Genomic DNA, 26,321 nt, shown 5'->3' on the forward strand with positions numbered 1-26,321 from the left:
TAGGAGCGAGCTTGCTCGCGAAGAACCTGAGGGCGCCGCGTTCATTCAGAATGCACGCGTCATCGTTGACGATCTTCGCGAGCAAGCTCGCTCCTACACTAGTTGCGCTCCCACACCTCGAAGTTGTAGGCCGGCTTATCACCTTCAGCCGGATTTTCGACATTCGACACCAGCTTCCACTGGTTCCCATCAAACTGCGGAAACCACGCATCCCCTCCCGGGCTCAGCGCCACGCGGGTCAGGTACAAGCGATCGGCCTGTTCCAGCCCCTGCGCATACAACTGCGCGCCGCCAATCAGCATCAGCTCGTCCACGCCTTGCGCCTTGGCCCATTCCTCAGCGCGCTCGACCGCTGCACCCAGTGAAGGAAAAACTTCCGCACCTTCCAGCACAAGATCGGTCTGACGGCTGACCACCAGGTTCAAGCGCCCCGGCAGCGGTCGGCCCAGGGAATCCCAGGTCTTGCGCCCCATGATGATCGGCTTGCCAAGGGTGGTGGCTTTGAAATATTTGAAATCCCCCGGCAAATGCCAGGGCATGCTGTTGTCGACGCCGATCACACGGTTTTCACCGAGGGCTGCGATCAGGCTTAAAGGGAGAGTTTTTTTCATGGCGACGAGAATACCAGAGCGGCGAGCCAGCGGTTATGCTCCAACCTCATCAACACGACAGGACGGCGCGTGACTGCACTGAACCCGCTGCACAGACTTTGGCTGACAGAAACCGTGCGCCTGCGGGAAGAACACGCCGGCCCTCTGGAAGACCTGGAAGCCAACCGCTTGGCCCGCACCGCCGGGGGCGACCTGGCCACGCGCATCCAGCAGCGTGCGCTGCACCTGGCCGAGCGCGATGGTTTGGCCGCCGCGCTCAGCCGCTGGCTGCAAGGCGCACGCCTGGCGCTGGTGTTACTGGCGGCGGTCGCCGTCATCAGCGGCGCCGGTTTGGCGTTCGCCGCGCTGGGTAATGGCCTGGCCCCGGTGAATGTGTTCTGGGCCTTGGGCAGCCTGCTCGGCCTGAACCTGATCTTGCTGATCAGTTGGGCCCTGGGCCTGCTGTTTGCCGGCGAACACAGCGCCAGCCTTGGCCGGCTGTGGTTGTGGCTCAGCGAGAAACTGGCCCGTGACGCCAAGGCCGCGCAACTGGCCCCGGCGTTGTTGCTGTTGCTGCAACGGCAAAAACTCAATCGCTGGGCGGTGGGTGTGCTGGTCAACAGCTTGTGGTTGCTGGCCTTGCTCAGCGCCCTGGTGATCCTGCTGACTCTGCTCGCCACCCGCCGCTATGGGTTTGTGTGGGAAACCACCATTCTCGGCGCCGATACCTTTGTCGCCGTGACCCAGGCCCTCGGCACACTCCCGGCTCTGCTCGGTTTCAATGTGCCCACCGTGGAGATGATCCGCGCCAGCGGCGACTCCGCGCTGAATATCGAAAGCGCCCGCCAGGCCTGGGCGGCCTGGCTGGTGGGCGTGTTGCTGGTCTACGGTCTGCTGCCGCGGTTGATCCTTGCCTTGCTGTGCCTGTGGCGATGGAAACGCGGGCGCGCAGCGTTGCACCTGGACCTCAACCTCCCCGGCTACGCCCAACTGCGCGAACGCCTGATGCCCAGCAGCGAGCGCCTGGGGGTCAACGATGTGGCGCCCGATCACCTGCACTCGATCAGCGGCGGCGCAAGTGAGCTGGAGAGTGATGGCGCCTTGCTGGTCGCCATCGAACTCGACGACCAACACCCTTGGCCCCCCAAACTGCCTGCCAACGTCAAGAACGCCGGCATCCTCGACAGCCGCGAATCACGCAACAAACTGCTGGAGCAACTCAGCCGTTTCCCACCCGCGCGCCTGGCCATCGCCTGTGACCCGCGCCGCTCGCCCGACCGTGGCAGCCTGGCACTGATCGCCGAGCTGGCACGCAGCGCCACCGACACTCGCGTATGGCTGCTGCAGGCACCACCGGGCCAGGCGCTGGACGCCGAGCGCCTGGGCGACTGGCATGCCGCGTTGCAACAGCTTGAAGTGTCGTTTGCCGATTGCGCGCCGCTCACTTGGCTGGAGACAGGTCATGACTAAACCGCTGAAACTCGCCGTGGTCGGCCATACCAACGTGGGCAAAACCTCATTGTTGCGCACCCTCACCCGTGATGTCGGCTTTGGCGAAGTGTCCCATCGCCCCAGCACCACGCGGCACGTCGAAGGTGCACGCCTATCGGTAGATGGCGAAGCTTTGCTGGAGCTGTACGACACTCCCGGCCTGGAAGACGCCATCGCCCTGCTCGATTACCTGGAACGCCTCGACCGCCCCGGCGAACGCCTGGATGGCCCTGCGCGGCTGACGCGTTTCCTGGAAGGCAGCGAGGCGCGCCAGCGTTTCGAACAGGAAGCCAAGGTGCTGCGCCAGTTGCTGGCCTCCGATGCCGGCCTGTACGTGATCGACGCTCGCGAGCCGGTGCTGGCCAAGTACCGCGACGAACTGCAAGTGCTGGCCAGTTGCGGCAAGCCGTTGTTGCCGGTGCTCAACTTTGTCAGCAGCAGCGACCACCGCGAACCGGACTGGCGCGAAGCCCTGGCCCGCCTCGGCCTGCATGCGCTGGTGCGTTTTGACAGCGTGGCACCGCCCGAAGACGGCGAACGCCGGCTGTATGAAAGCCTGGCCCTGCTGCTGGAAAACTCACGGCCGCAGTTGGAACGCCTGATCCTCGATCAAGAAGCCCAGCGCCAGGCTCGCCAGCAAAGCGCCGCCCGCTTGATCGCCGAACTGTTGATCGACTGCGCGGCCTGCCGTCGCAGTGTGACAACCGAGAATGAGCCCCAAGCCGTCAGCGACTTACGCAAGGCCGTGCGCCAACGCGAACAAAAGTGCGTTGAAGCCCTGCTCAAACTGTTCGGCTTTCGCCCACAGGACGCGGCGGCCAGCGACCTGCCGCTGCTCGACGGTCGCTGGGGCGATGACTTGTTCAACCCCGAAACCCTCAAGCAACTTGGCGTGCGGGTCGGCGGCGGGATAGCTGCCGGAGCCGCTGCCGGTGCTGGCGTGGATCTACTGGTCGGCGGCCTGACCCTTGGCGCCGCGGCCCTGGCAGGCGCTATCGCCGGTGGCGCCCTGCAAACCGCACGCAGCTACGGCAGTCGCCTGCTCGGCAAGATCAAGGGCCAGCGCGAGCTGACCGTCGACGACAGCGTGCTGCGCCTGCTAGCCCTGCGCCAGCGCCAGTTGCTCAAGGCCCTGAACCTGCGCGGCCATGCGGCAATGCACAGCATCAAGGTCGATACGCCCCAGGACAAAACCTGGCGCGAGGGCAAACTGCCCGACGCCTTGAACAAAGCCCGCGCCTATCCGCAATGGTCATCCCTCAACCCCCACGCGAAACTAAGCCAGGCCGAGCGCCAAGAGCAGGTTGAAGCCCTGGCCCAACGCCTGGACCAGACCTGAACCGCCAATGCCTGCCTGTTCCGGGTTCATCACGCTTCTCCCCATAACCTGCGGATATTGCGCTCGGCCATGGCCGGCCCCACGCTCATCCCTACGCCGGTGTGCATCAAGGCAGCGCTGACGCCAGGTGCCGCCTGCACAAACGAAAACGGCCCGGGGCCGCGAGCGCCGTAGACGCCTTGCCAGCGCTCGACCACCTGGATGTTGCACCCCAGGGTCTGCTGCGCCAGTTCGATCATCCAGTCATCGATCCGCTCGGCATTGAAGGGCGACGGGTCGCTGTCGTAATGGTGGGAGTCGCCGATGATCAGTTCGCCATGGGGCGTGGGGCTGATCAGCAGGTGAATGCCGTGCTCCTGCAGATGCGGCGTTTCGCGCAGGATCTGCGCCTGGACCACAGCGGCTTCCGGAAGGTCGGCGAAAGCGCCGTAATGCACGCAACTCAAGCCGGTGAGCAGGGCGTGTTGCAGGTTCAGATTAAGCACCGGCCGCGCACGCAGCATTTGCAGGCGGCAGGTGTGCGGGTTGAGCGGGGCGATGGATTCGGCCAGCAGGGTCTGATAGTCGTGGCCTGAACAGACAACGATCTGCTCACCGCGAAAGCTGCCGGCCGTGCTGTGCAGCTGGCCCGGCTCTACGTCGCGTACCAGCGTGGAAAAGTGAAACTCCACGTTCAAGTGCTGGCTCAGGTAATGGATCAGCGCCGGGATCGCCTCGCGGGAGTACAACTGCTGGTCATCCTTGCCATGCAGGGCGGCGCGGTGATGGCGGAACTGGCCGGCGTACAGGTCGTTCATTGCAGCGCCTTGCAGCAGCTGGACGTTGTAGCCGTGCTCCCGCGCGCGCCCGGCGCAGAAGGCTTCGAGCAGATGCTCTTCGGCTTCGGTGCGGGCGAACAGGTAGGAGCCATTGCGCTTGAGCGCCAGGCCCGCCGCTTGCGCCCACTGGCCCCAGATTTCGCGGCTTTCCCGCGCCAGGTCGAGCATTGGCCCTGGTGGTTGACCGGTGACCAGTGCCTGGCCGAAGTTGCGCACTGAGGCGCCCAATGGCATGGCGCTGCGCTCGAACACCTTGACCTTGAGGCCGCGCCTGGCGGCGGCATAGGCGTGGGAGAGACCGAGGATGCCGGCGCCGACGACTAACAGATCACTACTCATACTGTCCTCTGGTTCCCGCGCTCCGCGTGGGAATTCATCCGGTGACGCTCCGCGTCACGACCTTTAAAAGCGGACGCGGAGCGTCCAGAGCGGCGTTACCACGCGGAGCGTGGGAACGATCGGTTACTGTTTTTCCGACTTGCCGTCATAACGCTTACGCCATTCGGCCAGGATGCTGTCACGGTTCCTGGAAGCCCAGACAAAGTCGTTCTTGATCAACCGTTGCTCATAGTCCGCCGGCAATTCGGTCTGCGGCTTGGCGATACCCGGTTGCGCGAGCACGGCGAAGTTTTCCTTGTACAGGTCCATCGCCGCGGTGCTGGCAGAGAAGTCGGCGAGTTTTTTCGCCGCGTCGGCATGGGCAGTGCCCTTGATCACAGCGGTGGCTTCGATCTCCCAGCCCAGGCCCTCTTTGGGCAGGATGATCTCCAGCGGCGCGCCCTGGCGTTTGAGCTGAACCGCCGGGTATTCGAAGGAAATGCCAATCGGGAACTCACCGGACGCCGCCAGCTTGCACGGCTTGGAGCCGGAGTGAACGTACTGGCCGATGTTCCGGTGCAGGTCGTCCATGTACAGCCAGCCTTGCTTCTCGCCGAAGGTCTGGAGCCAGGCGCTGACATCCAGGAAGCCGGTGCCTGAAGACGCCGGGTTAGGCATCACGATCTTGCCCTTGTATTCGGGCTTGGTCAGGTCCTGCCAGCTCACCGGTTTGGTGAGGCCCTGCTTCTCGGCTTCGACGGTGTTGAAGCAGAGGGTGGCGGCCCACACGTCCATGCCCACCCAGGCCGGAGGGTTGGCGGCGTCGCGGTAATGCTTGCCGATCTTGTCCAGGTCCTTGGGCGCGTAGTTGTCGAGCATGCCTTGCTGATCGAGGATCGCCAGGCTGGAGGCGGCCAGGCCCCACACTACGTCAGCCTGGGGGCGGTCTTTCTCCGCCAGCAGTTTGGCGGTGATGATGCCGGTGGAGTCGCGCACCCACTTGATCTCGACGTCGGGATTGGCCTGTTCGAAAGCTTTTTTGTAGGTCTTCAATTGCTCGGCTTCAAGGGCCGTGTACACGGTCAACTCGGTCTTGGCGAAGGCATTCAGACTGAATGCCGTGAGGACTGCAGCGACCAGCGCCAGGGGCTTGAACATGGAGCACCTCCTTCAGGGATGTTTATTGGCCAGGTGCGCGCTGGCGCCAGGCTTGGGAGCGGCGCAGCGCGCCACGTGAAGCCCACGCCAGCAGCAGCGAGACGCTGGCCGAGGTGAACAGGATCAGGGTCGACATGGCCGCCGCGCCCCCCACATTGCCGGCGTCGTCCATGTTCAGCACGGCGACGGCGGCGAGGATGGTGTCGGGGCTGTAGAGGAAGATCGCGGCGGAGACGGTGGTCATCGCCGAGACAAACAGGTAGCGCAGGATGTCCAGCAGCGCCGGCAGACAGATCGGCACCGTGACGCGCAGATAATGGCGGTACAACGGTGCCTTGAGGGACAACGCGGCGGCTTCGAACTCGGCGTCCAACTGGCGCAAGGCGGTGGTTGCAGTCATCTGCGCGGTGGTCAGGTAGTGCGCAATGGTGCACACCACCAGCAACGCCATGCTGCCGTACAACACATGCAACGGGTTGCCGTTGAGGTTGAAGAAGAACACGTAGCCCAGCCCCAGGACCAGGCCCGGCACGGCCATCGGCACGAAGCTGAGCATGCGCAGCGCCAGGTTGAGGTTCTTCTGGCCCTTGGTCTTTTCCATCAGGTAGGCACCGGTGAAAATCAGCACGCTGCCGATCAACGCCGTGCACAGCGCCATGGTCAGGCTGTTGCGATAGGCCAGCCAGCCGCCGCCGGCGGTGTCTTCGAATTGGTAGTGGTTGAGCGACAGCGACAGGTTGTACGGCCAGAATTTCACCAGCGAGGAGTACACCGCCATGCCGAACACCAGCAGCAACGCCGCGCAAATCAGCAGCACGACGGCCAGGTAGCACCCGTCGCGCAGCCGCGATGGCGCTGGCTGGAACACCTGGGCGCGGCCGCTCATCGCGTCGCCATGCCGACGGCGCAACCACGCATCCACGCCAAAGCTGAACAGCGCCGGCAGCAGCAACACCATGCCGATCAACGCGCCGCGACCGAACTGTTGCTGGCCCACCACCGCCTTGTAGGCTTCCAGCGCCAGCACCTGATAATCGCCGCCCACCACCACCGGTACTCCGAAGTCGGTGATGGTCAGGGTGAACACCAGGCAGAAAGCGGCGAACACCGCCTGGCGCGTGGCTGGCCAGGTAATGCTGCGAAACGCCCGTGCCGGGCTGGCGCCCATGCTCGAAGCAGCGTCAAACAAGCGTGCATCCGCCAAGGACAACGCCGACAGCAAAATCATCAAGGCATGGGGAAAGGTGTAGATCACCTCACCGAGCACAATGCCCCAGAAACCGTAGATATTTTCCGAGAACAAGCCGCGCAGCAGGCCCTGGTTGCCGAACAGATAAACCAGGGCAATACCTGGCAGCATCGACGGCGCCATCAATGGCAGCAATGACAGGCCGCGCCAGATGGACTTGCCGGGGATCAGCGTGCGTTGCAGGGCATAGGCAAACAAGTAGGCCAGCGGCACGACGATGGCCGCCACGCTGAGGGAAACTTTCAGGCTATTGCCCAGCAACCAGTGAAAGTTGGCGCTGCTCAGCAGTTCGCGAGCGGCTACCAGGCCACCGCCCTGCCCGGCTTCGCTGCTGAAGCCGCGCCAGAAGATCGCCAACAGCGGCAACAGCACCGCCACCACTAACAGGCCCAGCCAGAGCCACTTGCCGCCGACCACGAAGAGGCGGTCGCCCCACTCGGCGCGGGACACCTGGCGCGGTACCGGCAATGTCATCACAGCCCCCATCTCAGGCAAACACCTGCAGGCTGCGCGGCGGCAACGCCACCCAGATGTCCTGGGCGCCCAGGCGCGGCATCGCTTCCGGCGCCAGTTCAGCCAGCAACGCATGGCCCGGCAATTGTTCCAGCTCAAAGCTCATGCGGCAGCGGTTGCCGAGAAAGGTGATCTCGCGAACCTTGGCCGGGAACAGGTTTTCTTCATGCACCAGCGGGTTGACGCAAATGGCTTCCGGGCGGCAGAACAAGCGGCCGGACTGGGCGACACCCGCGTCCTCAGCCAGGCGCATGTTCAACCCACCCACCTGGGCATGGCTGGCGCTGTTACGGCTGAACGGCAACCAGTTGCCCTGGCCGACAAACTCCGCCACGAACGGCGTGGCCGGGCGGTCGTAGATTTCCTGGGGCGTGGCGTACTGCTCGACCTTGCCGTTGTTCATCACGGCAATGCGGTCGGCCATCAACATGGCTTCGTCCTGGTTGTGGGTCACCATCAAGGTGGTGATACCCAGGCGCCGCTGCAGTTGGCGCAGTTCGGTGCACAGGTGCTCGCGCACCCGGGCATCGAGGGCCGACATCGGCTCATCCAACAGCAATAACGACGGCGCCGGCGCCAGTGCGCGGGCCAGGGCGACGCGCTGTTGCTGGCCGCCGGAGAGTTGGCCGGGGTACTTCTTTTCGCTGCCCACCAGGCCGACCAGTTCGAGCATCTGCGCGACCCGCTTGCGCACTTCATCGCGGCCGCTGCCGGTGAGGCCGTAGCCGATGTTCGCTTCAACGCTGAGGTTGGGAAACAACGCATAGGACTGGAACAGGATGCCGTAGTCCCGCGCCTGGGGTGGCAGCAGGGACACGTCCCGTTCGCCCAGGTAGAGCTCACCGCTGTCCTGGCGCTCCAGGCCGGCGATGCAACGCAGCAGTGTGGTCTTGCCGCAGCCGGAAGGGCCCAGCAGACACACCAGCTCGCCGGCGGCGACGTCCAGGGAGACGTTGTCCAGCGCGGTGAAGGCGCCAAAGCGTTTCTGGATTGCGCGCACTTTCATCGGTGCGCCGGGTTGGGTCAGGGCTGTGTGCATGGTGGCACCTCATCGAACGGATGAAGGCCATGCTAGGAGGGCAATGCGTAGCGGGTGTGGCAGAAAGGCAAAAAGAGGTGATAGTGGTATTGGTGGATTTGTGTAGGACTCACGACCGCTATCATGATCGTTCCCACGCTCTGCGTGGGAATGTCTCTAGTGACGCTCCGCGTCACGGACGCGGAGCGTCCTGGGCGGCGTTCCCACGCGGAGCGTGGGAACGATCAGAGGGGTGACATTTCCTGAGCCAGGCCAAGGAACGCCGCCGGCAGGCGCGCTCCTTTGCGCTCCTTGAGGCAATACAGATACTCCGGAATCTGCGGTGCATTCTCGATGGTCAGCACGCGCAACTGCGGGTCGTGGGGCACTTCCTGGCGGGCGATGATGCTGATGCCGATATTGCGCAGCACCGCCTCGCGAATCGACTCACGGCTGCCAATCTCCAACAACGGCCCATATCCGACGCCCGCATTCTTCAACATCTCTTCCGTCAGCCTGCGGGTAGTGGAGCCCGCTTCACGCATCAGCAAGGTATGCCCGACTAGCGCGCTCAACGGTACGTGATCGAGCTTGGCCAACGGGTGATTGCGGTGCACCGCCAGTACCAGCGGGTCGGTGCCCAGCACGCGGCGGATCAGACGGGCGTCTTCCAGCAATTGCGATGAGGCCGCGACATCGACGCGGTAATCGTCCAGCGCCTCAAGCACCTGCTGGGAGTTGCCGATTTCCACCGACACGTCCACCTGGGGCAGGCGCTCGCGAAAGGCTTTGACCAGATCGAGGATGTAATACGGCGCCGTTGCGGCAATTCTCAGCGCACCCTGGACCTGGCCGTTGTTGCGCAGGAAAAACTCGATATCCGCTTCCTGCTGCAACAGCGCCTTGACCATCGGCAATAGCCGCGCGCCTTCGTCGCTGACGGTGAGGCGGCGGCCGCCACGGTAGAACAACTCGACGCCGTAGTGGCTTTCCAGGTTGCGAATCTGGGTGGTCACCGTGGGCTGGCTCAAGCCGAGTTTCTTCGCCGCCTGGGTAATGCTGCCCAGGCGGGCGACCATGAAAAACGCCTTTAACTCAGCACTCAGCACACCACCCTCTCATCCTCTATTTGCGCACCAGGCGCAGGCCATTGAACACCACCAGCAGGCTCACGCCCATGTCGGCGAAGACCGCCATCCACATGGTCGCCATGCCCATGAACGTGACGGCCAGGAAGATCGCCTTGATCACCAGCGCCAGGGCGATGTTCTGCTTGAGGATACTCGACGTTTGCCGCGACAACCGAATGAAAGCCGGAATCTTGCGCAAATCATCGTCCATCAGCGCCACGTCGGCGGTCTCGATAGCGGTATCGGTGCCCGCTGCGGCCATCGCAAAGCCGATCTCGGCACGGGCCAGGGCCGGGGCGTCGTTGATACCGTCACCGACCATGCCCACCCGATGGCCCTGGCCGTAGAGGGTTTCGATGGCTTGCAGCTTGTCGGTGGGCAACAGGTCGCCCTGGGCCTGGTCGATACCCACCTGGGCCGCAATGGCCTTGGCAGTGTGGGTGTTGTCGCCGGTGAGCATCAGGGTCTTGATGCCTAGGTCGTGCAACTGCTGAATGGCTTCGCGGCTGCTCTCCTTGACCGTGTCGGCCACGGCAAACAGCGCCAGCGGGCCAGACTTGTCCAACAGCAACACCACGGACTTGCCTTGTTTTTCCAGGGCAAAGAGTTTCTCTTCCAAGGCCTCGGAACACAGACCGAGGTCTTCCACCAGGCGGTGGTTACCCAGGTGATAGGTCTGGCCGTTGATATCACCCCGCACACCGCGCCCGGCCAGGGCTTCGAAGTTATCCACAGCGTGAGTCGACAGGTTTTTATCCACAGCCGCGTTGGCAATCGCCAGGGACACCGGGTGATCGGAACGCGATGCCAAGCTGGCCGCCAGGGCCGGCGCGCTGTCTTCGATGTTCGGGAACAGCGGCAGGTAGTCGGTTTGCACCGGTTTGCCGTGGGTGATGGTGCCGGTCTTGTCGAGGGCCAGGTAGTCGAGCTTGTAGCCGCCCTCCAGGTACACGCCGCCCTTGATCAGGATGCCTTTGCGCGCCGCCGCCGCCAGGCCGCTGACAATGGTCACCGGGGTGGAGATCACCAAGGCACAAGGGCAGGCCACCACCAGCAGCACGAGGGCGCGGTAGATCCAGTCAAACCACACGCCCGCCATGAACAGCGGCGGAATCACCGCCACACCGAGGGCAAACAGGAAGACAGCCGGGGTGTAGACCTTGGAGAAACTGTCGACAAAGCGCTGGGTCGGTGCGCGTGCGCCTTGAGCCTGTTCCACCGCGTGGATGATCCGCGCCAGCGTGGAGTTGTTGGCCGCGGCGGTGACCTTGTACTCCAGGGAACCGGCCTGGTTGATGGTGCCGGCAAACACCTTATCGCCCACGGTTTTTTCGATCGGCAGGCTTTCCCCGGTGATCGGTGCCTGGTCGATGGTGGACTGGCCGGCCGTGACTTCACCGTCGAGCCCGATGCGCTCGCCGGGTTTTACTCGGACAATCGCGCCAAGATCAATGCTCTTGACCTCTTGTTCCAGCCAGGAACCATCGGCCTGGCGCACCGTGGCCTGTTCCGGGGTCATCTGCATCAGGCCGCTGATGGCGTTGCGCGCCCGGTCCAGGGACTTGGCCTCAATCAACTCGGCCACGGTGAACAGGAACATCACCATCGCCGCTTCCGGCCACTGGCCAATCAGGATCGCGCCCGTCACCGCGATGCTCATCAAGGCATTGATATTGAGGTTGAAGTTCTTCAGGGCAATCCAGCCCTTCTTGTAGGTGGTAAGGCCGCCGCTGAGAATCGACACCAACGCCACCAGCGCGATTACCCAGGTGGGTGCCACACCAGTGAAATGCAACACCTCGGCCCCCAGGGCACCCACGCCCGACACCGCCAGCGGCCACCAATGTTTCTTGGCGGGCGGCGCGGCGGCGGGGCTGCCTTCTTCGATAGGGTCGGCCTGCATGCCGATGGACTTGATTGCCTCAATGATCGGCGCCGTGTTCGGCAGGTCATGGGTGACGCCGAGGATGCGGTTGATCAGGTTGAATTCCAGTTGCTGCACGCCAGCGAGCTTGCCCAGCTTGTTCTGGATCAGCGTCTGCTCGGTAGGGCAATCCATGGCTTCGATGCGGAAGGTGCTCAGGCGCGAGCCGGCGGTGGGCGCTTCACTCAAGGTCACGATGGCAGGCCCGGCAGCGCCGGAGCAGCAGGAGCCGGAATGGCCGTGGTTATCCACAGGCGTGAGTTTGGCGGGCCCATGGTCATGTTTGTGATCATGGCCGTGGTCATGAGCGTGATCGTGATCGTGATCGTGATCATGCTTGTGGTCGTGCTTGTGCGGGGTATGAATGGAGTGGCTCATCAGGTCGCGTCCGTAAAGGTGCCTGTTGCCAAGTAAAGACCCTGTAGCCACTATAGGGTCAAGCACCCATTTGGAGATTGCTGCGATGAAGATCGGCGAACTGGCCAAACTCACCGATTGCCCGGTGGAAACCATCCGTTATTACGAGAAGGAAAACCTGCTGCCGCCTCCGGCACGCACCGACGGCAACTACCGCGTGTACACCCAGGCGCACACCGAGCGGCTGACCTTTATCCGCAACTGCCGCAGCCTGGACATGACCCTCGAAGAAATCCGCAGCCTGCTGGGGCTGCGTGACAGCCCCCAGGACCAGTGCGAAAGCGTAAATGCGTTGATCGACGAGCATATCCATCATGTGAAAGCGCGGATCGACGGATTGTTGGCCTTGCAGGAACAACTGCTGGACCTGCGCCAACGTTGCGGCGGTGGCAACCAGTGCGGGATCTTGCAGCAGTTGGAAGTCAGCGGAGGGATTGCGGCCAGCGAGGCCGAGCCTTCGCATGTGGGCAGAAGCCACGGCCATTAACTCAGGTGAACACCAAACCCATGTGGGAGCTGGCTTGCCTGTGATGGCGGTGGACCAGCGACATTAATTTCGCCTGACACTGCGCTATCGCAGACAAGCCAGCTCCCACAGTTTTTCACCGAGTAAGGCTTTAGATCGCCACGTCGGCCTTGATGCTTGGGTCGGCGTCGTAACCCACGATTTCGAAGTCTTCGAACTTATAGTCGTAGATCGACGCAGGCTTACGCTTGATCACCAGTTCCGGCAGTTTTTTCGGCGTACGCGCCAACTGGGTCTGGATCTGTTCCATGTGGTTGCTGTAGGCGTGGGTGTCGCCCGTGGTGACGATGATCTCGTGGGGGATCAGGTCGCACTGCTGGGCCAGCATGTGGGTCAGCAACGCCAGCGCGGCAGTGTTGTACGGCAGGCCCAGGAACACGTCGGAGCTGCGGATATACAGCTGCATCGACAGGTGGCCGTCATGCACGAACGCCTGGTAAAGCAAATGGCACGGCGGCAAGGCTTGTTTGCCATTACGCGCGTTTTCCTGCGGGCTCTGGGTTTCGTCCGGCAGGTATTCAACGTTCCAGCCGTGGAACAGGATGCGACGGCTGTTGGGGTTGGTCTTGAGCGTGTGCACCATGTAGTCGATCTGGTTGATCGTGCCGCCGTCCTTGGTCGGCCAGGCCGTCCACTGCTCGCCGTACACGGGGCCCAGGTCGCCGTCTTCGGTGGCCCACTCATCCCAAATCTTCACGCCATTTTCGTTGAGCCACTTGATGTTGGTGTTGCCGCTCAACATCCAGATCAGTTCGTTGGCGATGCTTTTGAAGTGCAACTTCTTGGTGGTCAGCAGCGGGAAGCCGTCGGCCAGGTTATGCCGATACTGACGCGCAAACACAGCCTTGGTACCGGTGCCCGTGCGGTCGCCCTTGGTCAGGCCATTGGTCACGACGTCCTGCAGCAGTTCGAGATATTGCTTCATGTTTTTACCCGTATCGTTGAAGCCAAGACCTCCTGGTCTTGGCATTCGAATTTAAAGCGCGGCGTTCTTCAGCGGCTGCGGGCGATTGTACGCCCACCACAGCATGCCCAGGCCCGCCAGGATCATCGGCAGGCTAAGCACCTGACCCATGGTCAGCCAGCCCCACGCCAGGTAGCCCAACTGCGCATCCGGTACCCGTACGAATTCGACGATAAAGCGGAAAATCCCGTAGAACAGCGCGAACATGCCCGACACGGCCATGGTTGGGCGTGGCTTGCGCGAGAAGATATAGAGAATAAGGAACAGCGCCACACCTTCCAATGCGAACTGGTACAGCTGCGACGGGTGGCGCGGCAGTTGCGCCGGGTCGCTGAACGGCGGGAACACCATCGCCCACGGCACGTCGGTCGGCTTGCCCCACAGCTCGGCGTTGATAAAGTTACCAATGCGCCCGGCCCCCAGGCCGATCGGCACGAAGGGGGCGACGAAGTCCATCAGCTGGAAGAACGACTTGCCATTGCGCCGGCCAAACCACCAGGCGGCGATCATCACGCCGATAAACCCGCCGTGGAACGCCATGCCGCCCTTCCACACTTCGAAGATCAGGGTCGGGTTGGCGAGATACGCAGACAGGTCGTAGAACAGCACATACCCCAGGCGCCCGCCGACGATCACCCCCATCGACATCCAGAACACCATGTCGGAGAGCTTCTCCTTGGTCCAGGTCGGGTCGAAACGGTTCAGGCGCCGGGAAGCCAGCAGCCAGGCACCGCCGATGCCGATCAGGTACATCAACCCGTACCAATGGATTTTCAGCGGACCGATGGCCAGGGCCACCGGGTCGATCTGCGGGTAAGGCAGCATTGCGACTCCTCGTTAAAACATTTAGTCATGACGCACCGGACCATGCCGATGTGCGATTAAGCCTGCGTTACAGCTGCGAGATCAAATTAAGAAGTTCACATACACACCAAACAGCCCGGCATGTTAACGGATCAGAGGTGCGCGGCCCAACTTCGAGACGATGGAACACCGGCGCGTCTGTGGGTAGAGTGGCAAAAACACAAAAGGGGTCACCCGATGTGCCTGATTGTTTTCGCCTGGCGACCGGGCCATGCCCAACCGCTGATCGTTGCGGCCAACCGCGATGAGTTCTACGCCCGCCCCAGCCTGCCGCTGGCCCAGTGGGCGGATGCGCCCCAGGTCTATGCCGGTCGCGATCAGGAGGCCGGGGGCACCTGGCTGGGGGTGAACGCGGATGGGCGCTTTGCCGCCTTGACCAACATCCGCGACCCGCACCAGCCACCGGCACGCAAGTCTCGCGGCGAACTGGTTGCGCGGTTTCTCAGCGGTTCGCTGCCGATCGACGATTATTTGGCCGATGTAAATGGCCGCTCGATTGAATATGCCGGGTTCAACCTGCTGGTGGGCACGCGGGATGAGCTGTGGCACTACAACGCCAATGATACCGAGCCGACGCGGTTGAAGGCGGGGGTGTACGGGTTATCCAATGCCGGCCTGAATACGCCATGGCCGAAGCTGGTGAATACCAAAGCAGCGTTCAGCGCCGTGCTGGAAAACCCCGAGCCTGAGGCACTGCTGGGAATTCTCAGCGACCCGCAGACTGCCCCGTTTGCTGAGTTGCCGGACACCGGCGTAGGCCTGGCGACCGAAAGCCTGCTGTCGAGCGTGTTTATCGCCAGCCCTAGTTATGGGACACGGGCGAGCACGGCGCTGATCGTGAATGCCGATGGGACGCGGCGGATGCTGGAGCGCAGCTTTGGCCCGCACGGGGGGCGGCTGGGTGAGGTGGACCTGATGTTTTAGCGCTGCTTGGACCACCGCTATCGCAGGCAAGCCAGCTCCCACAGGGGAATGCATTCCACAGGTGGGAGCTGGCTTGCCTGCGATGAAGGCGCCTCGGTCTTTGATCGTTCCCACGCTCTGCGTGGGAACGCCTCTTGTGACGCTCTGCGTCACGCTCTAAAAGCCGACGCGGAGCGTCCAGGGCTGCATTCCCACGCAGAGCGCGGGAACGATCTGCTAGAAGCTCGCTTCTACAGGGTTTTGGCCGAGGCCGGGTTGATCATCCGGGTCAATCCCAGGTTTTTCAGCGCCAATTGCAGCGAGCTGTGGATAACCTGCGGGTTGTCGATGGTCATCAACTCGGCGAGCAAATCCTTGGCCCTGCTCAATTCCACCTGGCGCAGCATCCACTTCACTTTCGGCAAGTTGGTGGCGTTCATCGACAGGCTGTCAAAGCCCATCGCCATTAACAGCACCGCCGCCGCCGGGTCACCGGCCATTTCGCCGCAGATACTCACCGGCTTGCCTTCGGCATGGGCGTCGCGCACCACGTGTTGCAGCGCTTGCAGCACCGCCGGGTGCAGGTAGTCGTAGAGGTCGGCCACCCGTGGGTTGTTACGGTCCACGGCCAGCAGGTACTGGGTCAGGTCGTTGGAGCCTACCGACAGGAAGTCCACCTGCCGCGCCAGTTCCTTGGCCTGGTACACCGCCGCAGGGATTTCGATCATCACGCCAATCGGCGGCATCGGCACATCGGCGCCTTCGTCGCGCACTTCGCCCCAGGCGCGGTGGATCAGGTGCAGGGCTTCTTCCAGTTCATGGGTGCCGGAGATCATCGGCAGCAGGATACGCAGGTTGTTCAAGCCCTCGCTGGCCTTGAGCATGGCACGGGTCTGGACGAGGAAGATTTCGGGATGGTCGAGGGTAACGCGAATACCGCGCCAGCCAAGGAAGGGGTTGTCTTCCTTGATGGGGAAATAGGACAGTGACTTATCGCCGCCAATATCCAGGCTGCGCATCGTCACCGGTAACGGGTGGAAGGCTTGCAATTGCTCGCGATAAATCGCCAGCTGCTCCTTCTCGCTCGGGAAACGCTGGTTGATCATGAACGGCACTTCGGTGCGGTACAGACCCACCCCTTCGGCGCCGCGTTGTTGCGCACGAGCTACATCCGCCAGCAGGCCGGTGTTGACCAGCAGCGGTACGCGGTGGCCGTCGGGGGTGACACACGGCAGCTCGCGCAGCGAATCCAGGCCCTGGGCCAGTTGCTTCTCTTCTTCCACCACCTCGGCGTATTGCTTGCGCAGCACGTCGCTGGGGTTGGTGAACACCTCGCCGCGATGCCCGTCGACGATCATGTCGATGCCATCGACCTTGGAGTACGGCAGGTCCACCAGGCCCATCACCGTCGGGATACCCATGGCCCGGGCCAGGATCGCCACGTGGGAGTTACCCGAACCCAATACCGAGACCAGGCCTACCAGCTTGCCTTCAGGCACTTCGCCAAGCTGGGTGGCGGTCAATTCTTCACTGACCAGGATGGTGTTATCGGGGAAGACCATGTTGGTGCTGCGGTCTTCCTGCAGGTACGCCAACAGACGGCGCCCCAGGTCGCGCACATCCGATGCCCGCTCGCGCAGGTAGGCGTCGTCCATCATTTCGAAACGGTTGACGTGATCGGTGACCACCTGGCGCAACGCGCCCTGGGCCCACTGGCCGGTCTTGATCACGGTCTTGACTTCGTTACCCAGGGACGCGTCGTCGAGCATCATCTGGTACACGTCGAACAGCGCACGCTCTTCGGGGCGCAACTGGGTGGCCAGCTTGGTCGACAGGTTGCGCATGTCGGCGCGCACGCCTTCGAGGGCGGTCTTGAACAGTTTGATCTCGGCGTCGATGTCACTGACGCTCTTGTCCGGCACCACATCGAGGTCGGCTGGCGGCAGCATGACCACCGCGGTACCCACCGCGGCGCCTGGCGAACCCGGTACGCCGACGAACTTGGCTTCCTGGATGCCCTTGCCCTGGCGCCCCAGGCCGCGAATCGAGCCGGTCGCTTCGGCGTGGGCGATAACCCCGGCCAGTTGCGCGCTCATGGTCACCAGGAAGGCTTCTTCGCCTTCGTCGAACTGGCGACGCTCTTTTTGCTGGATAACCAACACGCCGACAACGCGGCGGTGGTGAATGATCGGCGCACCAAGGAACGAGGCGTAGCGCTCTTCGCCGGTTTCGGCAAAGTAGCGATAACGCGGGTGATCGGCCGCGTTCTCGAGGTTCAGGGGTTCTTCACGCGTCCCCACCAGGCCCACCAGACCTTCATTGGGCGCCATGCTGACCTTGCCGATGGAGCGCTTGTTCAAGCCCTCCGTGGCCATCAGCACAAAACGGTTGGTCTCGGGGTCCAGCAGGTAAACCGAGCAGACCTGGCTGCCCATGGCTTCCTTGACGCGCAACACAATAATCCCCAACGCCGCCTTGAGATCCTTGGCGGAGTTAACTTCCTGGACGATCTTGCGCAGCGTATTGAGCATGGCTCGGGGTCGAACTCCGTCGTCAGTCGCGCGCTAAAAGGCGCGGGGCAAGCTCTTTGAGAGCGCGACGATAAACCTCGCGCTTGAATGTCACCACCTGGCCCAACGGATACCAATAGCTGACCCAGCGCCAGCCATCGAACTCCGGTTTACCGGTCAAATCCATCCGCACCCGCTGCTCGTTGGAGATCAGGCGCAAAAGAAACCATTTCTGCTTCTGGCCGATGCACAGCGGTTGGCTGTGGGTACGCACCAGGCGTTGCGGCAAACGATAGCGCAACCAGCCACGGGTACAGGCCAGAATTTGTACATCTTCGCGCTCAAGGCCGACTTCTTCGTTCAACTCACGGTACAAGGCGTCTTCAGGGGTTTCGTCGGGGTTGATTCCACCTTGAGGAAACTGCCAGGCATCTTGGTTGATTCGGCGAGCCCATAGCACCTGTCCGGCATCATTCGTCAGAATAATGCCGACATTAGGACGGAAACCATCGGGGTCGATCACGGCAACAACCTCGCAAACGCATGTCGCCGCATTGTTCCACAAAGGTTGTTCCAGCGGCAACGAGGCTTCTTACCTTATGTGCACTCTTGTGAAAAGACCGTATTCTGGACGCCTTTTTACAGACTTTTCAGCGAGTAACTGCAATGCGCCTGGCTTTATTCGACTTGGACAATACCCTTCTGGGCGGTGACAGCGATCACGCCTGGGGCGATTACCTGTGTGAACGCGGGATTCTCGACGCGGTAGCCTACAAGGCCCGCAACGACGAGTTCTACCAGGACTACCTGGCCGGCCGGCTGGATAACGCCGCCTACTTGAACTTCTGCCTGGAAATCCTCGGCCGCACCGAGATGGCCCAGCTGGACGCGTGGCACAACGACTACATGCGCGACTGCATCGAGCCCATCATGCTTCCCAAGGCCGTTGAACTGCTGGCCAAGCACCGCGCCGCCGGTGACAAGCTGGTGATCATCACCGCCACCAACCGCTTCGTCACCGCGCCAATTGCCGCCCGCCTGGGCGTCGAGACTCTGATCGCCACCGAGTGCGAAATGGTGGATGGCCGTTATACCGGGCGCAGCACCGATGTGCCGTGCTTTCGCGAGGGCAAGGTGACGCGTTTGAACCGCTGGTTGGAAGAAACCGGGCATAGCCTGGAAGACAGCTACTTCTACAGCGATTCGATGAATGATTTGCCGTTGCTGGAGCAGGTGACGCACCCGGTGGCAGTGGATCCGGATCCGAATCTTCGTGCTGAGGCCCAGAAACGGGGTTGGCCGGTGATTACGCTGCGCAGCTGACAACGCTATCGCAGGCAAGCCAGCTCCCACATTTTGACCCTGTTCTCATGTTGGAATCCGGTCAAGTGTGGGAGCTGGCTTGCCTGCGATGAAGGCGACGCGGTTTCAAACAGGCTTGGCGCCCATGAGCCCTGCAATCGCCACAAACCCCACCAGGCTGACCACCGCCAGCACCAGGGTGAAATTCAGGCTCCCGCCCTCGCCCTTGCGCAGCCGATTGAGCCGCGCCACCAGCCAGAACCAGGCCAGCGCCGCCACGGTGTAGAGGATGCTGGAGCCCAAGATCCAGGTTTGCCCCAATGGCCAGCCGAGCAAGTGCACCAGCCACCATCCGGTAAAGGGCATGCTCACCAGGCAAATTCCCATCAGCAGCCATACAAATGCCCAGGGGCGCTGCACGGTCGCGGCCGGGCCGGCGCTGCGTTTACGCCACGCCAATACGGCCAGGCCGAGGCCGCTGAGCAGCAGCAATACGGTGGCGGTGATGTGGATCACCTTGAGGGTGGTCAGCGTTTCCATGGTCTCTATTCCTTATAGGCCGCTCAGTCAGCGTAGTCGCTCAACCGAGGAACAGCTGGTAAGCCGGGTTTTCGCTTTCATCCCAGTACGGGTAACCGATTTGCGCCAACGCGGCAGGCACCAGGTGGCGCTCGTCCGCCGGTACTTGCAAGCCCGCCACCACTCGGCCGTCAGCCGCGCCGTGGTTGCGGTAGTGGAACATCGAGATGTTCCAGCGCCCGCCGAGCTTGTGGAGAAAGTTGAACAACGCCCCCGGCCGCTCCGGAAACTCGAAACGAAACACCAGCTCGTCGCTGACTTTGGCAGCATGCCCGCCGACCATATGGCGAATGTGCAACTTGGCCAGTTCGTTCTCGGTAAGGTCCAGCACCGGGAAACCCTGGCTGGTCAGGCTGGCCACCAACGCGCTGCGCGGGTCGTTCTCCGGGTGGGTCTGCACGCCGACGAAAATGTGCGCTTCGCTGCCGGAGTGGTAGCGGTAATTGAATTCAGTGATCTGGCGTTTGCCCACCGCTTCGCAGAAGGCCTTGAAGCTGCCCGGCCGCTCGGGGATGGTCACCGCGATGATGGCCTCACGGCCTTCACCGAGTTCGGCGCGCTCGGCCACATGGCGCAAACGGTCGAAGTTGACGTTGGCGCCCGAGTCGATGGCGACAAAGGTCTGGCCGCTGACACCGCGGGTCTCGACGTACTTTTTGATCCCGGCCACGCCCAGCGCACCCGCCGGCTCGGTGATGGAGCGGGTGTCGTCGTAGATGTCCTTGATCGCCGCACAGATTTCATCGGTGCTGACGGTGATCACTTCATCCACATAGTCCTTGCAGATGTCGAAGGTGTGCTGGCCGATCTGCGCCACTGCCACGCCGTCGGCAAAGAGGCCGACGGTCGGCAATACCACGCGCTCGCCCGCCGCCATGGCGGCTTGCAGGCAGTTGGAATCGTCCGGCTCCACGCCGATGATCTTGATCTCCGGGCGCAGGTATTTCACGTACGCCGCAATCCCGGCGATCAGACCGCCGCCGCCCACCGGTACGAAAATCGCGTCCAGAGGCCCTGGGTGCTGGCGCAGGATTTCCATCGCCACGGTGCCCTGCCCGGCAATGGTGTGCGGATCATCGTAGGGGTGGATGTACACGTAGCCTTTTTCGTCGACCAGCTTGAGCGAGTAGGCCAGGGCTTCCGGGAAGGAATCACCGTGCAGCACCACTTTGCCGCCACGGGAGCGCACGCCTTCGACCTTGATCTCCGGGGTGGTCTTGGGCATCACGATGGTGGCCTTGACCCCCAGCACCTTGGCCGCCAGGGCCAGGCCCTGGGCATGGTTGCCGGCCGACGCGGTGACGACGCCGCGCGCACGTTCTTCGGCACTGAGCTGGGTCAGCTTGTTGTAGGCGCCGCGAATCTTGAACGAGAACACCGGCTGCAAGTCTTCGCGCTTGAGCCAAATCTTGTTACCCAGCCGCTCGGAGAGCTGGCGGGCAGTCTGCAAGGGGGTTTCCACGGCGATGTCGTAGACACGCGAGGTGAGGATTTTTTTGACGTAGTGTTCAAGCATCGGCAGGCATCTACTTCACGGGTTGGGCAGGGCCAAGGAGTCTAACCCAGCGTTTGGCCGGGCGACCACACGAATCCCGAGGTTTTGTTGGGTTATACTCGCCGCCCTCGTTAATTCCCCGCCCGTTCCGGAGCCCGCATGACCCAGGATCAACTCAAACAGGCAGTGGCCCAGGCCGCTGTCGATTTAATCCTTCCTAAGCTCGACGACAAGAGCATCGTCGGTGTCGGCACCGGTTCCACCGCCAACTGCTTCATCGACGCACTGGCCCAGCACAAGGGCGCGTTCGACGGCGCCGTGGCCAGTTCCGAAGCCACCGCTGCCCGCCTCAAGGGCCATGGCATTCCGGTGTACGAGCTCAACACCGTGAGCGACCTGGAGTTCTACGTCGACGGCGCCGATGAAAGCGACGAGCACCTGAACCTGATCAAAGGCGGCGGCGCGGCCCTGACCCGCGAGAAGATTGTCGCGGCCGTGGCCAAAACCTTCATTTGCATCGCCGACGCGAGCAAGCTGGTACCCGTGCTGGGCACGTTCCCACTGCCGGTGGAAGTCATCCCCATGGCCCGCAGCCATGTGGCCCGCGAGCTGGTGAAACTGGGCGGCGACCCGGTGTACCGCGAAGGTGTGTTGACCGACAACGGCAACATCATCCTCGACGTGTTCAATATGCAGATCACCAACCCGGTGGAGCTTGAGACGCAGATCAACGCCATTGTGGGCGTGGTCACCAACGGCCTGTTCGCGGCGCGCCCGGCGGATGTATTGCTGCTGGGCACCCCGGAAGGCGTGAAAACCCTCAAGGCCTGACCCTGTGGGAGCCGGGCTTGCCCGCGATGCAGACGACTCGGCGTATCAATGGATACCGAGGCGATGCCATCGCAGGCAAGCCAGCTCCCACATGTGTTAGCGCTCGACTCTAGAGCGATGTAACAAAAACGCTACTTTTCGCAGCACTCCTCGCCAAAACCGTGCGCTCTGTCACGGCATCCCCTGCCCCGCCTGGTATCCAATCCGTTACAAATTACAGCCACGCGACCCACGCGTTTAACAATGCGCCAATTCGCAGCCGCCCATGGAATGAGGCGCGCATTGTGCAAAGGGTCTGGGCTTGAACGTCCCCCTCACCTCAAGGAAGACCTTGTGATAAAGCCCTTAGCCTTCGCCATCAGCGTTGCCGGTGCGCTGCTGTCCACGCATACCCAGGCCTACGATTACGGCCAGCACGCCAACACCACCCTGGAAAAACTGATCAACGACTACCCTGGCCGATATCGAGGCACGGCAAATTTTGCCGGGGCAGCCGACTGGATGCAGAGCCAGATGGGCACGGCCTATAGCTTCAGCCGCCAGGACTTCACCTGGAACAACGGCAGCCGGGCTTCGCAAAACGTGGTGGCCTCTGCCGCTGGTATCAAGGCCCAGTACGTGGTGATTGGCGCGCACTTCGACACTTACTTCGGCCGCCCGACCCTGCAAGGCCTGGATGACAACGGCTCCGGCGCCAGCGTGTTGACCGAGGTGGCGAAGAACCTCGGCGGCCTGTCACTGGAAAATGGCCTGCAAATCGTTGGCTTCGGCGCCGAAGAAGAAGGCCTGCGCGGCTCCCGTGCCTTTGTCGACTCACTCAGCGCCAGCCAGCGCGCCAACATGCTCGCGATGATCAACCTCGACAGCCTGATCACCGGCGACATGATGTATGCCCACGCCGGCCAGAACAGCACCGCCAACCCGGCCTTGGCCTCCTTGCGCGAGCACGCCTTCCAGATCGCCAAGGAGTTGAACATTCCCTTGTTCAGCAACCCCGGCCTCGACCCGCAGTACCCGAAGGGCACGGGCTGCTGCAGCGATGGTGAAGCGTTCGAACCGCTGAATATCCCGATCCTTTATATAGAGGCCACCAACTGGGAACTGGGCGACCTGGACGGCTACACCCAGACCGACAACCCGAAAATCCCCGGCGGCTCGACCTGGCACGACCCGAACGAAGACAACAAAGCCGTGCTGACCGATGCGTTCGGCCAGGCGCGCATCGACCAGCGCCTGCGTGACTATTCACGCCTGCTCAGCCGCCTGGTGCTGGAACTGACCAACGCCGACCTGATGGCCTCGACCGCTTCTGGCGGTGCCGTTGCGCGCAATATGCAAGACAACCTGCAGCGCCAGCATCAGGCCCTGGTGCGCCTGCATGATCGCCGCTGGCTGACCCTGCAAGCGGCCAGCCGCGAGGTCGCAAGCTTCGATGGCGAGATCGGGGTGGATGGCGAATACAACCCGGACAGCGGCTTCGACAGTGCCCCCAACCCCGAAGCCCGGCGCGTGGGCCTGCATGCCCTCGGCGACTACCAACTGACTTCAAGCTTGAATATCGGCGCCAGCCTCAGCTACCTCAATGGGCGCGACAAATTGGAGCATCGCGGCAAGCTCGACAGCGACACCTGGCAGGCAGCCGTCTATGCGCTGCTCAACGATGGCGGGCCAAGCTGGCTGGCCGGTGACCTGAGCGTGGGCCACACGCGCTTCGACTCCAAGCGCAACCTGGTCATCCAGGCCAATGGCGGGCCGATCCTGCTCAATCAGCAACTGACGGGCGACACCGATGCCTTGGCGTTGGGCGCACGGGTGCTGGGTGGCTATGACTTTGATTTTGGCGCGATCAAGAGCGGGCCGTTCGCCGGCCTGGACTACAGCCATTACCGCATCGACAAGTTCCACGAAAAGCAGAACCTGCGCACGGCCCTGGAGTACGAAGAGCAGTCTTTCGACTCGCTGGAAGCCAGCCTCGGCTGGCGCGTGCGCGGCGCTGTTGCCCTGCCCTATGGCCTGAACCTGATGCCCTACGGCGACATCGCCTGGGTCAAGGAATTGGCCGACGGCCGCCTGGACGACCTGCAACTCACCGCACGCGCCGATGGCCAGGCCCGCACCGCCAGGCTGGGCTCAGTGGATAAAAGCTTCGCTCGCGCACAACTCGGCAGCCAACTGGCGATCACCCCACAGTTGGGCGTGTTTGCCGAGGTCAATGGCCGCCTAGGGCATGCTGAAGGCAGCCAGACCGGTTATTCGCTGGGCGTGCAATGGATGTTCTGATCAGGGTTTCTTGAACACGTAAAACAGGTTGGGCTCGCTGACCATGTACAGCGTGCCGTCGTCATCCATGGCGATCCCTTCGGCCTGGGGCACGCGCTTGCTCAGCCCATGGCGCCCTTTAAGCAACGACAGACTGCTTAGAGGGCGACCATCAATATCCAGCTCCAAGACCAGGAACGACTCATCCGACAGCGCCAACAGATGGCCACTGCGCTCGTCGTATTGCAGGCTCGACAGGTCGCGCACAAACAGCCCGGCATCGCGCTTGGGGTTGTTTATCACATGTACCGAATAGGTTTTTTCCGGCTTGAAATGGGGAAACCCGTGCACCTCGTAGATCAGCATGGGGTCGCGTTCCTTGGCCACGAACAAGCGCTTGCCCACCGAGTCGTAGGCCAACCCTTCAAAGCCTTTGTTGCCGCCAACGTGCACGCCCAGGGTCATTTGCTCCGCATCGGCGGCGTCGAGGAACGTGGTGTCATCGTCCACATGCACTTTGATCAAGCGCTGCTGGCGCTCATCGCTGATGACGTAGATGTTGTCGCTGATAAATTCCACCGCTTCGGCATCGCCAAAGCCCACCAGCGGAATGCGCCGCAGGATCTTGCCCTCCAGCGACAACTCGACCAGTTCGGCGTTTTTATTGGTGACAGTAAACAGGCTTTTGCGCACGGGGTCGTAGGTCAGGGCCGAGACATCGTCGTCGAGCCCTTCGATCACCTGGCCTTCGAGGGTGACGCGATAATCCGCCAGGCCAATCGCGCGCTCATCCGCAGGCTGGTACCACACCTGCCAGTTGAACCAGGCGCGTTCGAACAGACGGAACTGCTGTGCCACCAGCCCGGCAGCGACCAAGGCGAGCAACAGCAGGATAAAAACAGCAGGTTTGGGGCGGGCAAGTCGACGCATCGGGGCGGGCTCAGAGAAAAAACTGGCGAATAGATATCAAGGTCACCTGAATTTAAACTTAAACGCACCGGACTGCCTGGCGAATGCCGTTTATAAAGAAAACTCTGACGTAATTCGTCAGTTATTTCTGCTTTTCAAAGCGATAGAACAGGTTTGGCTCACTGACCATGTACAGATTGCCGCTCTCGTCCATGGTCACGCCTTCGGCACGTGGGATCGTGTCTTTCAGGCCATTGAAGCCGCCAAGCAAGGTCATGAAGCTGACTTGCTCGCCCGTTTCATCCAGTTCCAGCAGCAGGTGGGAATCGGCCGACAGCACCAGCAAATGCCCGGTACGTGGGTCGATGGACAGGGCCGACAGGTTGCGCACATCCAGTTCGGTGCTGGCCAGTTTTTGCTTGTCGCCGGTCAGCGTATTGCCATCGCTTTTCCAGGTAAACAAGGCCGGCGGACGCTCTTCGCCCAGCACCAGCTGCTGGTTGCGCTTGTCCCATGTGACGGCTTCAAAGGCTTTGTTCTGATCTTTGGACGGGCCCAGGTCATGGCTGGGGAAATCGGCCTTGTTCAGCGCCGTAGTACCGGCGTCGACCTTGACCACGGTCAGGCTGTGATCGCGTTCATCGACCACCGCCATCAAGCCGTTTTCCATCACCGCCACGCCTTCCGGATTGTTCCAACCGTTGAGCGGCATTTTGCGCAACACATCGCCTTGCAGGCTCAACTCGACCAGGAAGGGGTTCTTGCCCATCACCGAAAACAGGGTTTTGGTCTGAGGGTTGTAGGACAGGTCCGAAGCCTCATCCTTCTCCATACCGGGCAGCAACTTGGCGTCGATCACCGCGTGATAGTCGGGCAGCCACACACTCTCCCGGCGCTCAGCCGAACTCTCGAAACGCTCCAGCACCCACAGCAGACCGCGATCGTCCCAGTGCATGGCCCAGGCCACGCCATACAAAATGGCACCGGCCAAGAACACCCAGGAATACCAGCGCATGGACAAGCGGGAGCGGAGCGAGGTTTTCGAAGTGGGCAAAGGCACGACCATTGAGCGCTTTTCCGGAAAGTGAGCCGTAGGGGATAGCACAGGATTCAAGGCCCCGCGCGCAAGAGCAGGGAATTATCCGGATGGCGTGTGAAAAAAATGCAAAACGCCGGATCCTGCAGATGTACACAAACAACTGTGGGAGCGGGCT

General features: G+C 62.2%; 22 protein-coding genes. 7 read left to right on the forward strand and 15 right to left on the reverse strand.

The features are described from left to right. Positions 1–98 precede the first annotated feature (98 nt). A complete protein-coding gene (locus tag JFT58_RS01255; protein ID WP_054898689.1) occupies positions 99–611 on the reverse strand; it encodes a dihydrofolate reductase in 513 nt (170 codons plus the stop codon). Positions 612–680: 69 nt separating this feature from the next. Here JFT58_RS01255 and JFT58_RS01260 point away from each other — a divergent pair, with 69 nt between their 5' ends. Then, positions 681–2,060: a DUF2868 domain-containing protein gene (locus tag JFT58_RS01260; protein ID WP_054898688.1), complete on the forward strand. Its 1,380-nt coding sequence runs from the start codon at positions 681–683 to the stop codon at positions 2,058–2,060. Continuing rightward, positions 2,053–3,420 carry a DUF3482 domain-containing protein gene (locus JFT58_RS01265; protein ID WP_054898687.1) on the forward strand — a complete coding sequence of 456 codons (1,368 nt, stop codon included), beginning with the start codon at positions 2,053–2,055 and terminating at the stop codon, positions 3,418–3,420. Before JFT58_RS01260 ends, JFT58_RS01265 begins: the two co-directional genes overlap by 8 nt. A gap of 29 nt (positions 3,421–3,449) precedes the next feature. Here JFT58_RS01265 and JFT58_RS01270 read toward each other — a convergent pair whose 3' ends face one another. From JFT58_RS01270 to JFT58_RS01295, 6 genes are all read right to left on the reverse strand, one after another. Continuing rightward, a complete protein-coding gene (locus tag JFT58_RS01270; RefSeq protein WP_054898686.1) occupies positions 3,450–4,577 on the reverse strand; it encodes a TIGR03364 family FAD-dependent oxidoreductase in 1,128 nt (375 codons plus the stop codon). A gap of 123 nt (positions 4,578–4,700) precedes the next feature. Next, the gene (locus tag JFT58_RS01275; RefSeq protein WP_034128970.1) at positions 4,701–5,714 is read right to left on the reverse strand and encodes a putative 2-aminoethylphosphonate ABC transporter substrate-binding protein; all 1,014 of its coding nucleotides are present in this window, start codon (positions 5,712–5,714) and stop codon (positions 4,701–4,703) included. Between the two features lie 22 nt (positions 5,715–5,736). Continuing rightward, complete coding sequence (locus tag JFT58_RS01280; protein WP_054898685.1) at positions 5,737–7,449, reverse strand: putative 2-aminoethylphosphonate ABC transporter permease subunit; 1,713 nt, start codon at positions 7,447–7,449, stop codon at positions 5,737–5,739. A gap of 1 nt (position 7,450) precedes the next feature. Next, positions 7,451–8,515, reverse strand: a complete 1,065-nt coding sequence (locus JFT58_RS01285; protein ID WP_054898684.1) for a putative 2-aminoethylphosphonate ABC transporter ATP-binding protein — start codon at positions 8,513–8,515, stop codon at positions 7,451–7,453. 224 nt (positions 8,516–8,739) lie between these two features. Continuing rightward, complete coding sequence (locus JFT58_RS01290) at positions 8,740–9,603, reverse strand: LysR family transcriptional regulator (protein ID WP_054898683.1); 864 nt, start codon at positions 9,601–9,603, stop codon at positions 8,740–8,742. Between the two features lie 16 nt (positions 9,604–9,619). Then, a complete protein-coding gene (locus JFT58_RS01295; RefSeq protein WP_198790972.1) occupies positions 9,620–11,926 on the reverse strand; it encodes a heavy metal translocating P-type ATPase in 2,307 nt (768 codons plus the stop codon). An 85-nt stretch (positions 11,927–12,011) separates the two neighbouring features. Between JFT58_RS01295 and cadR the strand changes: the two genes are divergently transcribed. After that, positions 12,012–12,452 carry a Cd(II)/Pb(II)-responsive transcriptional regulator gene (gene cadR, locus JFT58_RS01300; protein WP_003195185.1) on the forward strand — a complete coding sequence of 147 codons (441 nt, stop codon included), beginning with the start codon at positions 12,012–12,014 and terminating at the stop codon, positions 12,450–12,452. A gap of 130 nt (positions 12,453–12,582) precedes the next feature. Here cadR and JFT58_RS01305 read toward each other — a convergent pair whose 3' ends face one another. Next, positions 12,583–13,416, reverse strand: coding sequence for a thymidylate synthase (locus JFT58_RS01305; protein ID WP_014720362.1), 834 nt, complete (start codon positions 13,414–13,416; stop codon positions 12,583–12,585). 51 nt (positions 13,417–13,467) lie between these two features. After that, positions 13,468–14,280 (reverse strand): prolipoprotein diacylglyceryl transferase, encoded by an 813-nt coding sequence (lgt, locus tag JFT58_RS01310; protein WP_003195189.1) that lies wholly within the window; start codon positions 14,278–14,280, stop codon positions 13,468–13,470. Positions 14,281–14,496: 216 nt separating this feature from the next. On the opposite strand from lgt, the gene JFT58_RS01315 reads away from it, so the two are divergent. Further along, the gene (locus JFT58_RS01315; RefSeq protein ID WP_054895971.1) at positions 14,497–15,243 is read left to right on the forward strand and encodes an NRDE family protein; all 747 of its coding nucleotides are present in this window, start codon (positions 14,497–14,499) and stop codon (positions 15,241–15,243) included. 230 nt (positions 15,244–15,473) lie between these two features. Here the strand turns inward: JFT58_RS01315 and ptsP are convergent, their stop codons facing one another. Beyond that, positions 15,474–17,753, reverse strand: coding sequence for a phosphoenolpyruvate--protein phosphotransferase (gene ptsP, locus JFT58_RS01320; protein ID WP_003195193.1), 2,280 nt, complete (start codon positions 17,751–17,753; stop codon positions 15,474–15,476). Positions 17,754–17,775: 22 nt separating this feature from the next. Further along, on the reverse strand, positions 17,776–18,255 hold the full coding sequence (locus JFT58_RS01325; RefSeq protein WP_003176750.1) for an RNA pyrophosphohydrolase: 480 nt from the start codon (positions 18,253–18,255) through the stop codon (positions 17,776–17,778). Between the two features lie 143 nt (positions 18,256–18,398). Here JFT58_RS01325 and JFT58_RS01330 point away from each other — a divergent pair, with 143 nt between their 5' ends. Then, positions 18,399–19,055: an HAD family hydrolase gene (locus JFT58_RS01330; RefSeq protein ID WP_054895972.1), complete on the forward strand. Its 657-nt coding sequence runs from the start codon at positions 18,399–18,401 to the stop codon at positions 19,053–19,055. A 105-nt stretch (positions 19,056–19,160) separates the two neighbouring features. On the opposite strand, the gene JFT58_RS01335 is transcribed toward JFT58_RS01330, so the two are convergent. Both JFT58_RS01335 and ilvA read right to left on the reverse strand, forming a co-directional pair. Beyond that, positions 19,161–19,574, reverse strand: coding sequence for a DUF2269 family protein (locus JFT58_RS01335; RefSeq protein ID WP_014720366.1), 414 nt, complete (start codon positions 19,572–19,574; stop codon positions 19,161–19,163). Positions 19,575–19,614: 40 nt separating this feature from the next. Next, entirely contained in the window at positions 19,615–21,129 is a 1,515-nt protein-coding gene (ilvA, locus tag JFT58_RS01340) for a threonine ammonia-lyase, biosynthetic (protein WP_034128978.1), read from the reverse strand. Between the two features lie 138 nt (positions 21,130–21,267). Between ilvA and rpiA the strand changes: the two genes are divergently transcribed. Both rpiA and JFT58_RS01350 read left to right on the forward strand, forming a co-directional pair. Beyond that, positions 21,268–21,939, forward strand: coding sequence for a ribose-5-phosphate isomerase RpiA (gene rpiA, locus JFT58_RS01345; protein WP_003195201.1), 672 nt, complete (start codon positions 21,268–21,270; stop codon positions 21,937–21,939). A gap of 333 nt (positions 21,940–22,272) precedes the next feature. Further along, complete coding sequence (locus JFT58_RS01350) at positions 22,273–24,219, forward strand: autotransporter domain-containing protein (protein WP_054895973.1); 1,947 nt, start codon at positions 22,273–22,275, stop codon at positions 24,217–24,219. Here JFT58_RS01350 and JFT58_RS01355 read toward each other — a convergent pair whose 3' ends face one another. Next, complete coding sequence (locus tag JFT58_RS01355; protein WP_034128981.1) at positions 24,220–25,128, reverse strand: SdiA-regulated domain-containing protein; 909 nt, start codon at positions 25,126–25,128, stop codon at positions 24,220–24,222. 121 nt (positions 25,129–25,249) lie between these two features. Continuing rightward, a complete protein-coding gene (locus JFT58_RS01360; protein WP_034128982.1) occupies positions 25,250–26,173 on the reverse strand; it encodes an SdiA-regulated domain-containing protein in 924 nt (307 codons plus the stop codon). Positions 26,174–26,321 lie beyond the last annotated feature (148 nt).

Source organism: Pseudomonas sp. MF6767 (assembly GCF_016405475.1).
GTDB classification, from domain to species: domain Bacteria; phylum Pseudomonadota; class Gammaproteobacteria; order Pseudomonadales; family Pseudomonadaceae; genus Aquipseudomonas; species Aquipseudomonas paracarnis.

Bases quoted from the DNA above. Each gene is read 5' to 3' on its own strand.
- JFT58_RS01265 (WP_054898687.1), top strand. From the start codon at position 2,053: ATGACTAAACCGCTGAAACTCGCCGTGGTCGGCCATACCAACGTGGGC.
- JFT58_RS01285 (WP_054898684.1), bottom strand. From the start codon at position 8,515: ATGCACACAGCCCTGACCCAACCCGGCGCACCGATGAAAGTGCGCGCA.
- JFT58_RS01335 (WP_014720366.1), bottom strand. From the start codon at position 19,574: ATGGAAACGCTGACCACCCTCAAGGTGATCCACATCACCGCCACCGTA.
- rpiA (WP_003195201.1), top strand. From the start codon at position 21,268: ATGACCCAGGATCAACTCAAACAGGCAGTGGCCCAGGCCGCTGTCGAT.
- ptsP (WP_003195193.1), bottom strand. From the start codon at position 17,753: ATGCTCAATACGCTGCGCAAGATCGTCCAGGAAGTTAACTCCGCCAAG.
- JFT58_RS01305 (WP_014720362.1), bottom strand. From the start codon at position 13,416: ATGAAGCAATATCTCGAACTGCTGCAGGACGTCGTGACCAATGGCCTG.
- JFT58_RS01330 (WP_054895972.1), top strand. From the start codon at position 18,399: ATGCGCCTGGCTTTATTCGACTTGGACAATACCCTTCTGGGCGGTGAC.
- JFT58_RS01275 (WP_034128970.1), bottom strand. From the start codon at position 5,714: ATGTTCAAGCCCCTGGCGCTGGTCGCTGCAGTCCTCACGGCATTCAGT.
- JFT58_RS01360 (WP_034128982.1), bottom strand. From the start codon at position 26,173: ATGGTCGTGCCTTTGCCCACTTCGAAAACCTCGCTCCGCTCCCGCTTG.
- cadR (WP_003195185.1), top strand. From the start codon at position 12,012: ATGAAGATCGGCGAACTGGCCAAACTCACCGATTGCCCGGTGGAAACC.
- JFT58_RS01355 (WP_034128981.1), bottom strand. From the start codon at position 25,128: ATGCGTCGACTTGCCCGCCCCAAACCTGCTGTTTTTATCCTGCTGTTG.
- lgt (WP_003195189.1), bottom strand. From the start codon at position 14,280: ATGCTGCCTTACCCGCAGATCGACCCGGTGGCCCTGGCCATCGGTCCG.
- JFT58_RS01280 (WP_054898685.1), bottom strand. From the start codon at position 7,449: ATGGGGGCTGTGATGACATTGCCGGTACCGCGCCAGGTGTCCCGCGCC.
- JFT58_RS01315 (WP_054895971.1), top strand. From the start codon at position 14,497: ATGTGCCTGATTGTTTTCGCCTGGCGACCGGGCCATGCCCAACCGCTG.
- JFT58_RS01270 (WP_054898686.1), bottom strand. From the start codon at position 4,577: ATGAGTAGTGATCTGTTAGTCGTCGGCGCCGGCATCCTCGGTCTCTCC.
- JFT58_RS01295 (WP_198790972.1), bottom strand. From the start codon at position 11,926: ATGAGCCACTCCATTCATACCCCGCACAAGCACGACCACAAGCATGAT.
- ilvA (WP_034128978.1), bottom strand. From the start codon at position 21,129: ATGCTTGAACACTACGTCAAAAAAATCCTCACCTCGCGTGTCTACGAC.
- JFT58_RS01255 (WP_054898689.1), bottom strand. From the start codon at position 611: ATGAAAAAAACTCTCCCTTTAAGCCTGATCGCAGCCCTCGGTGAAAAC.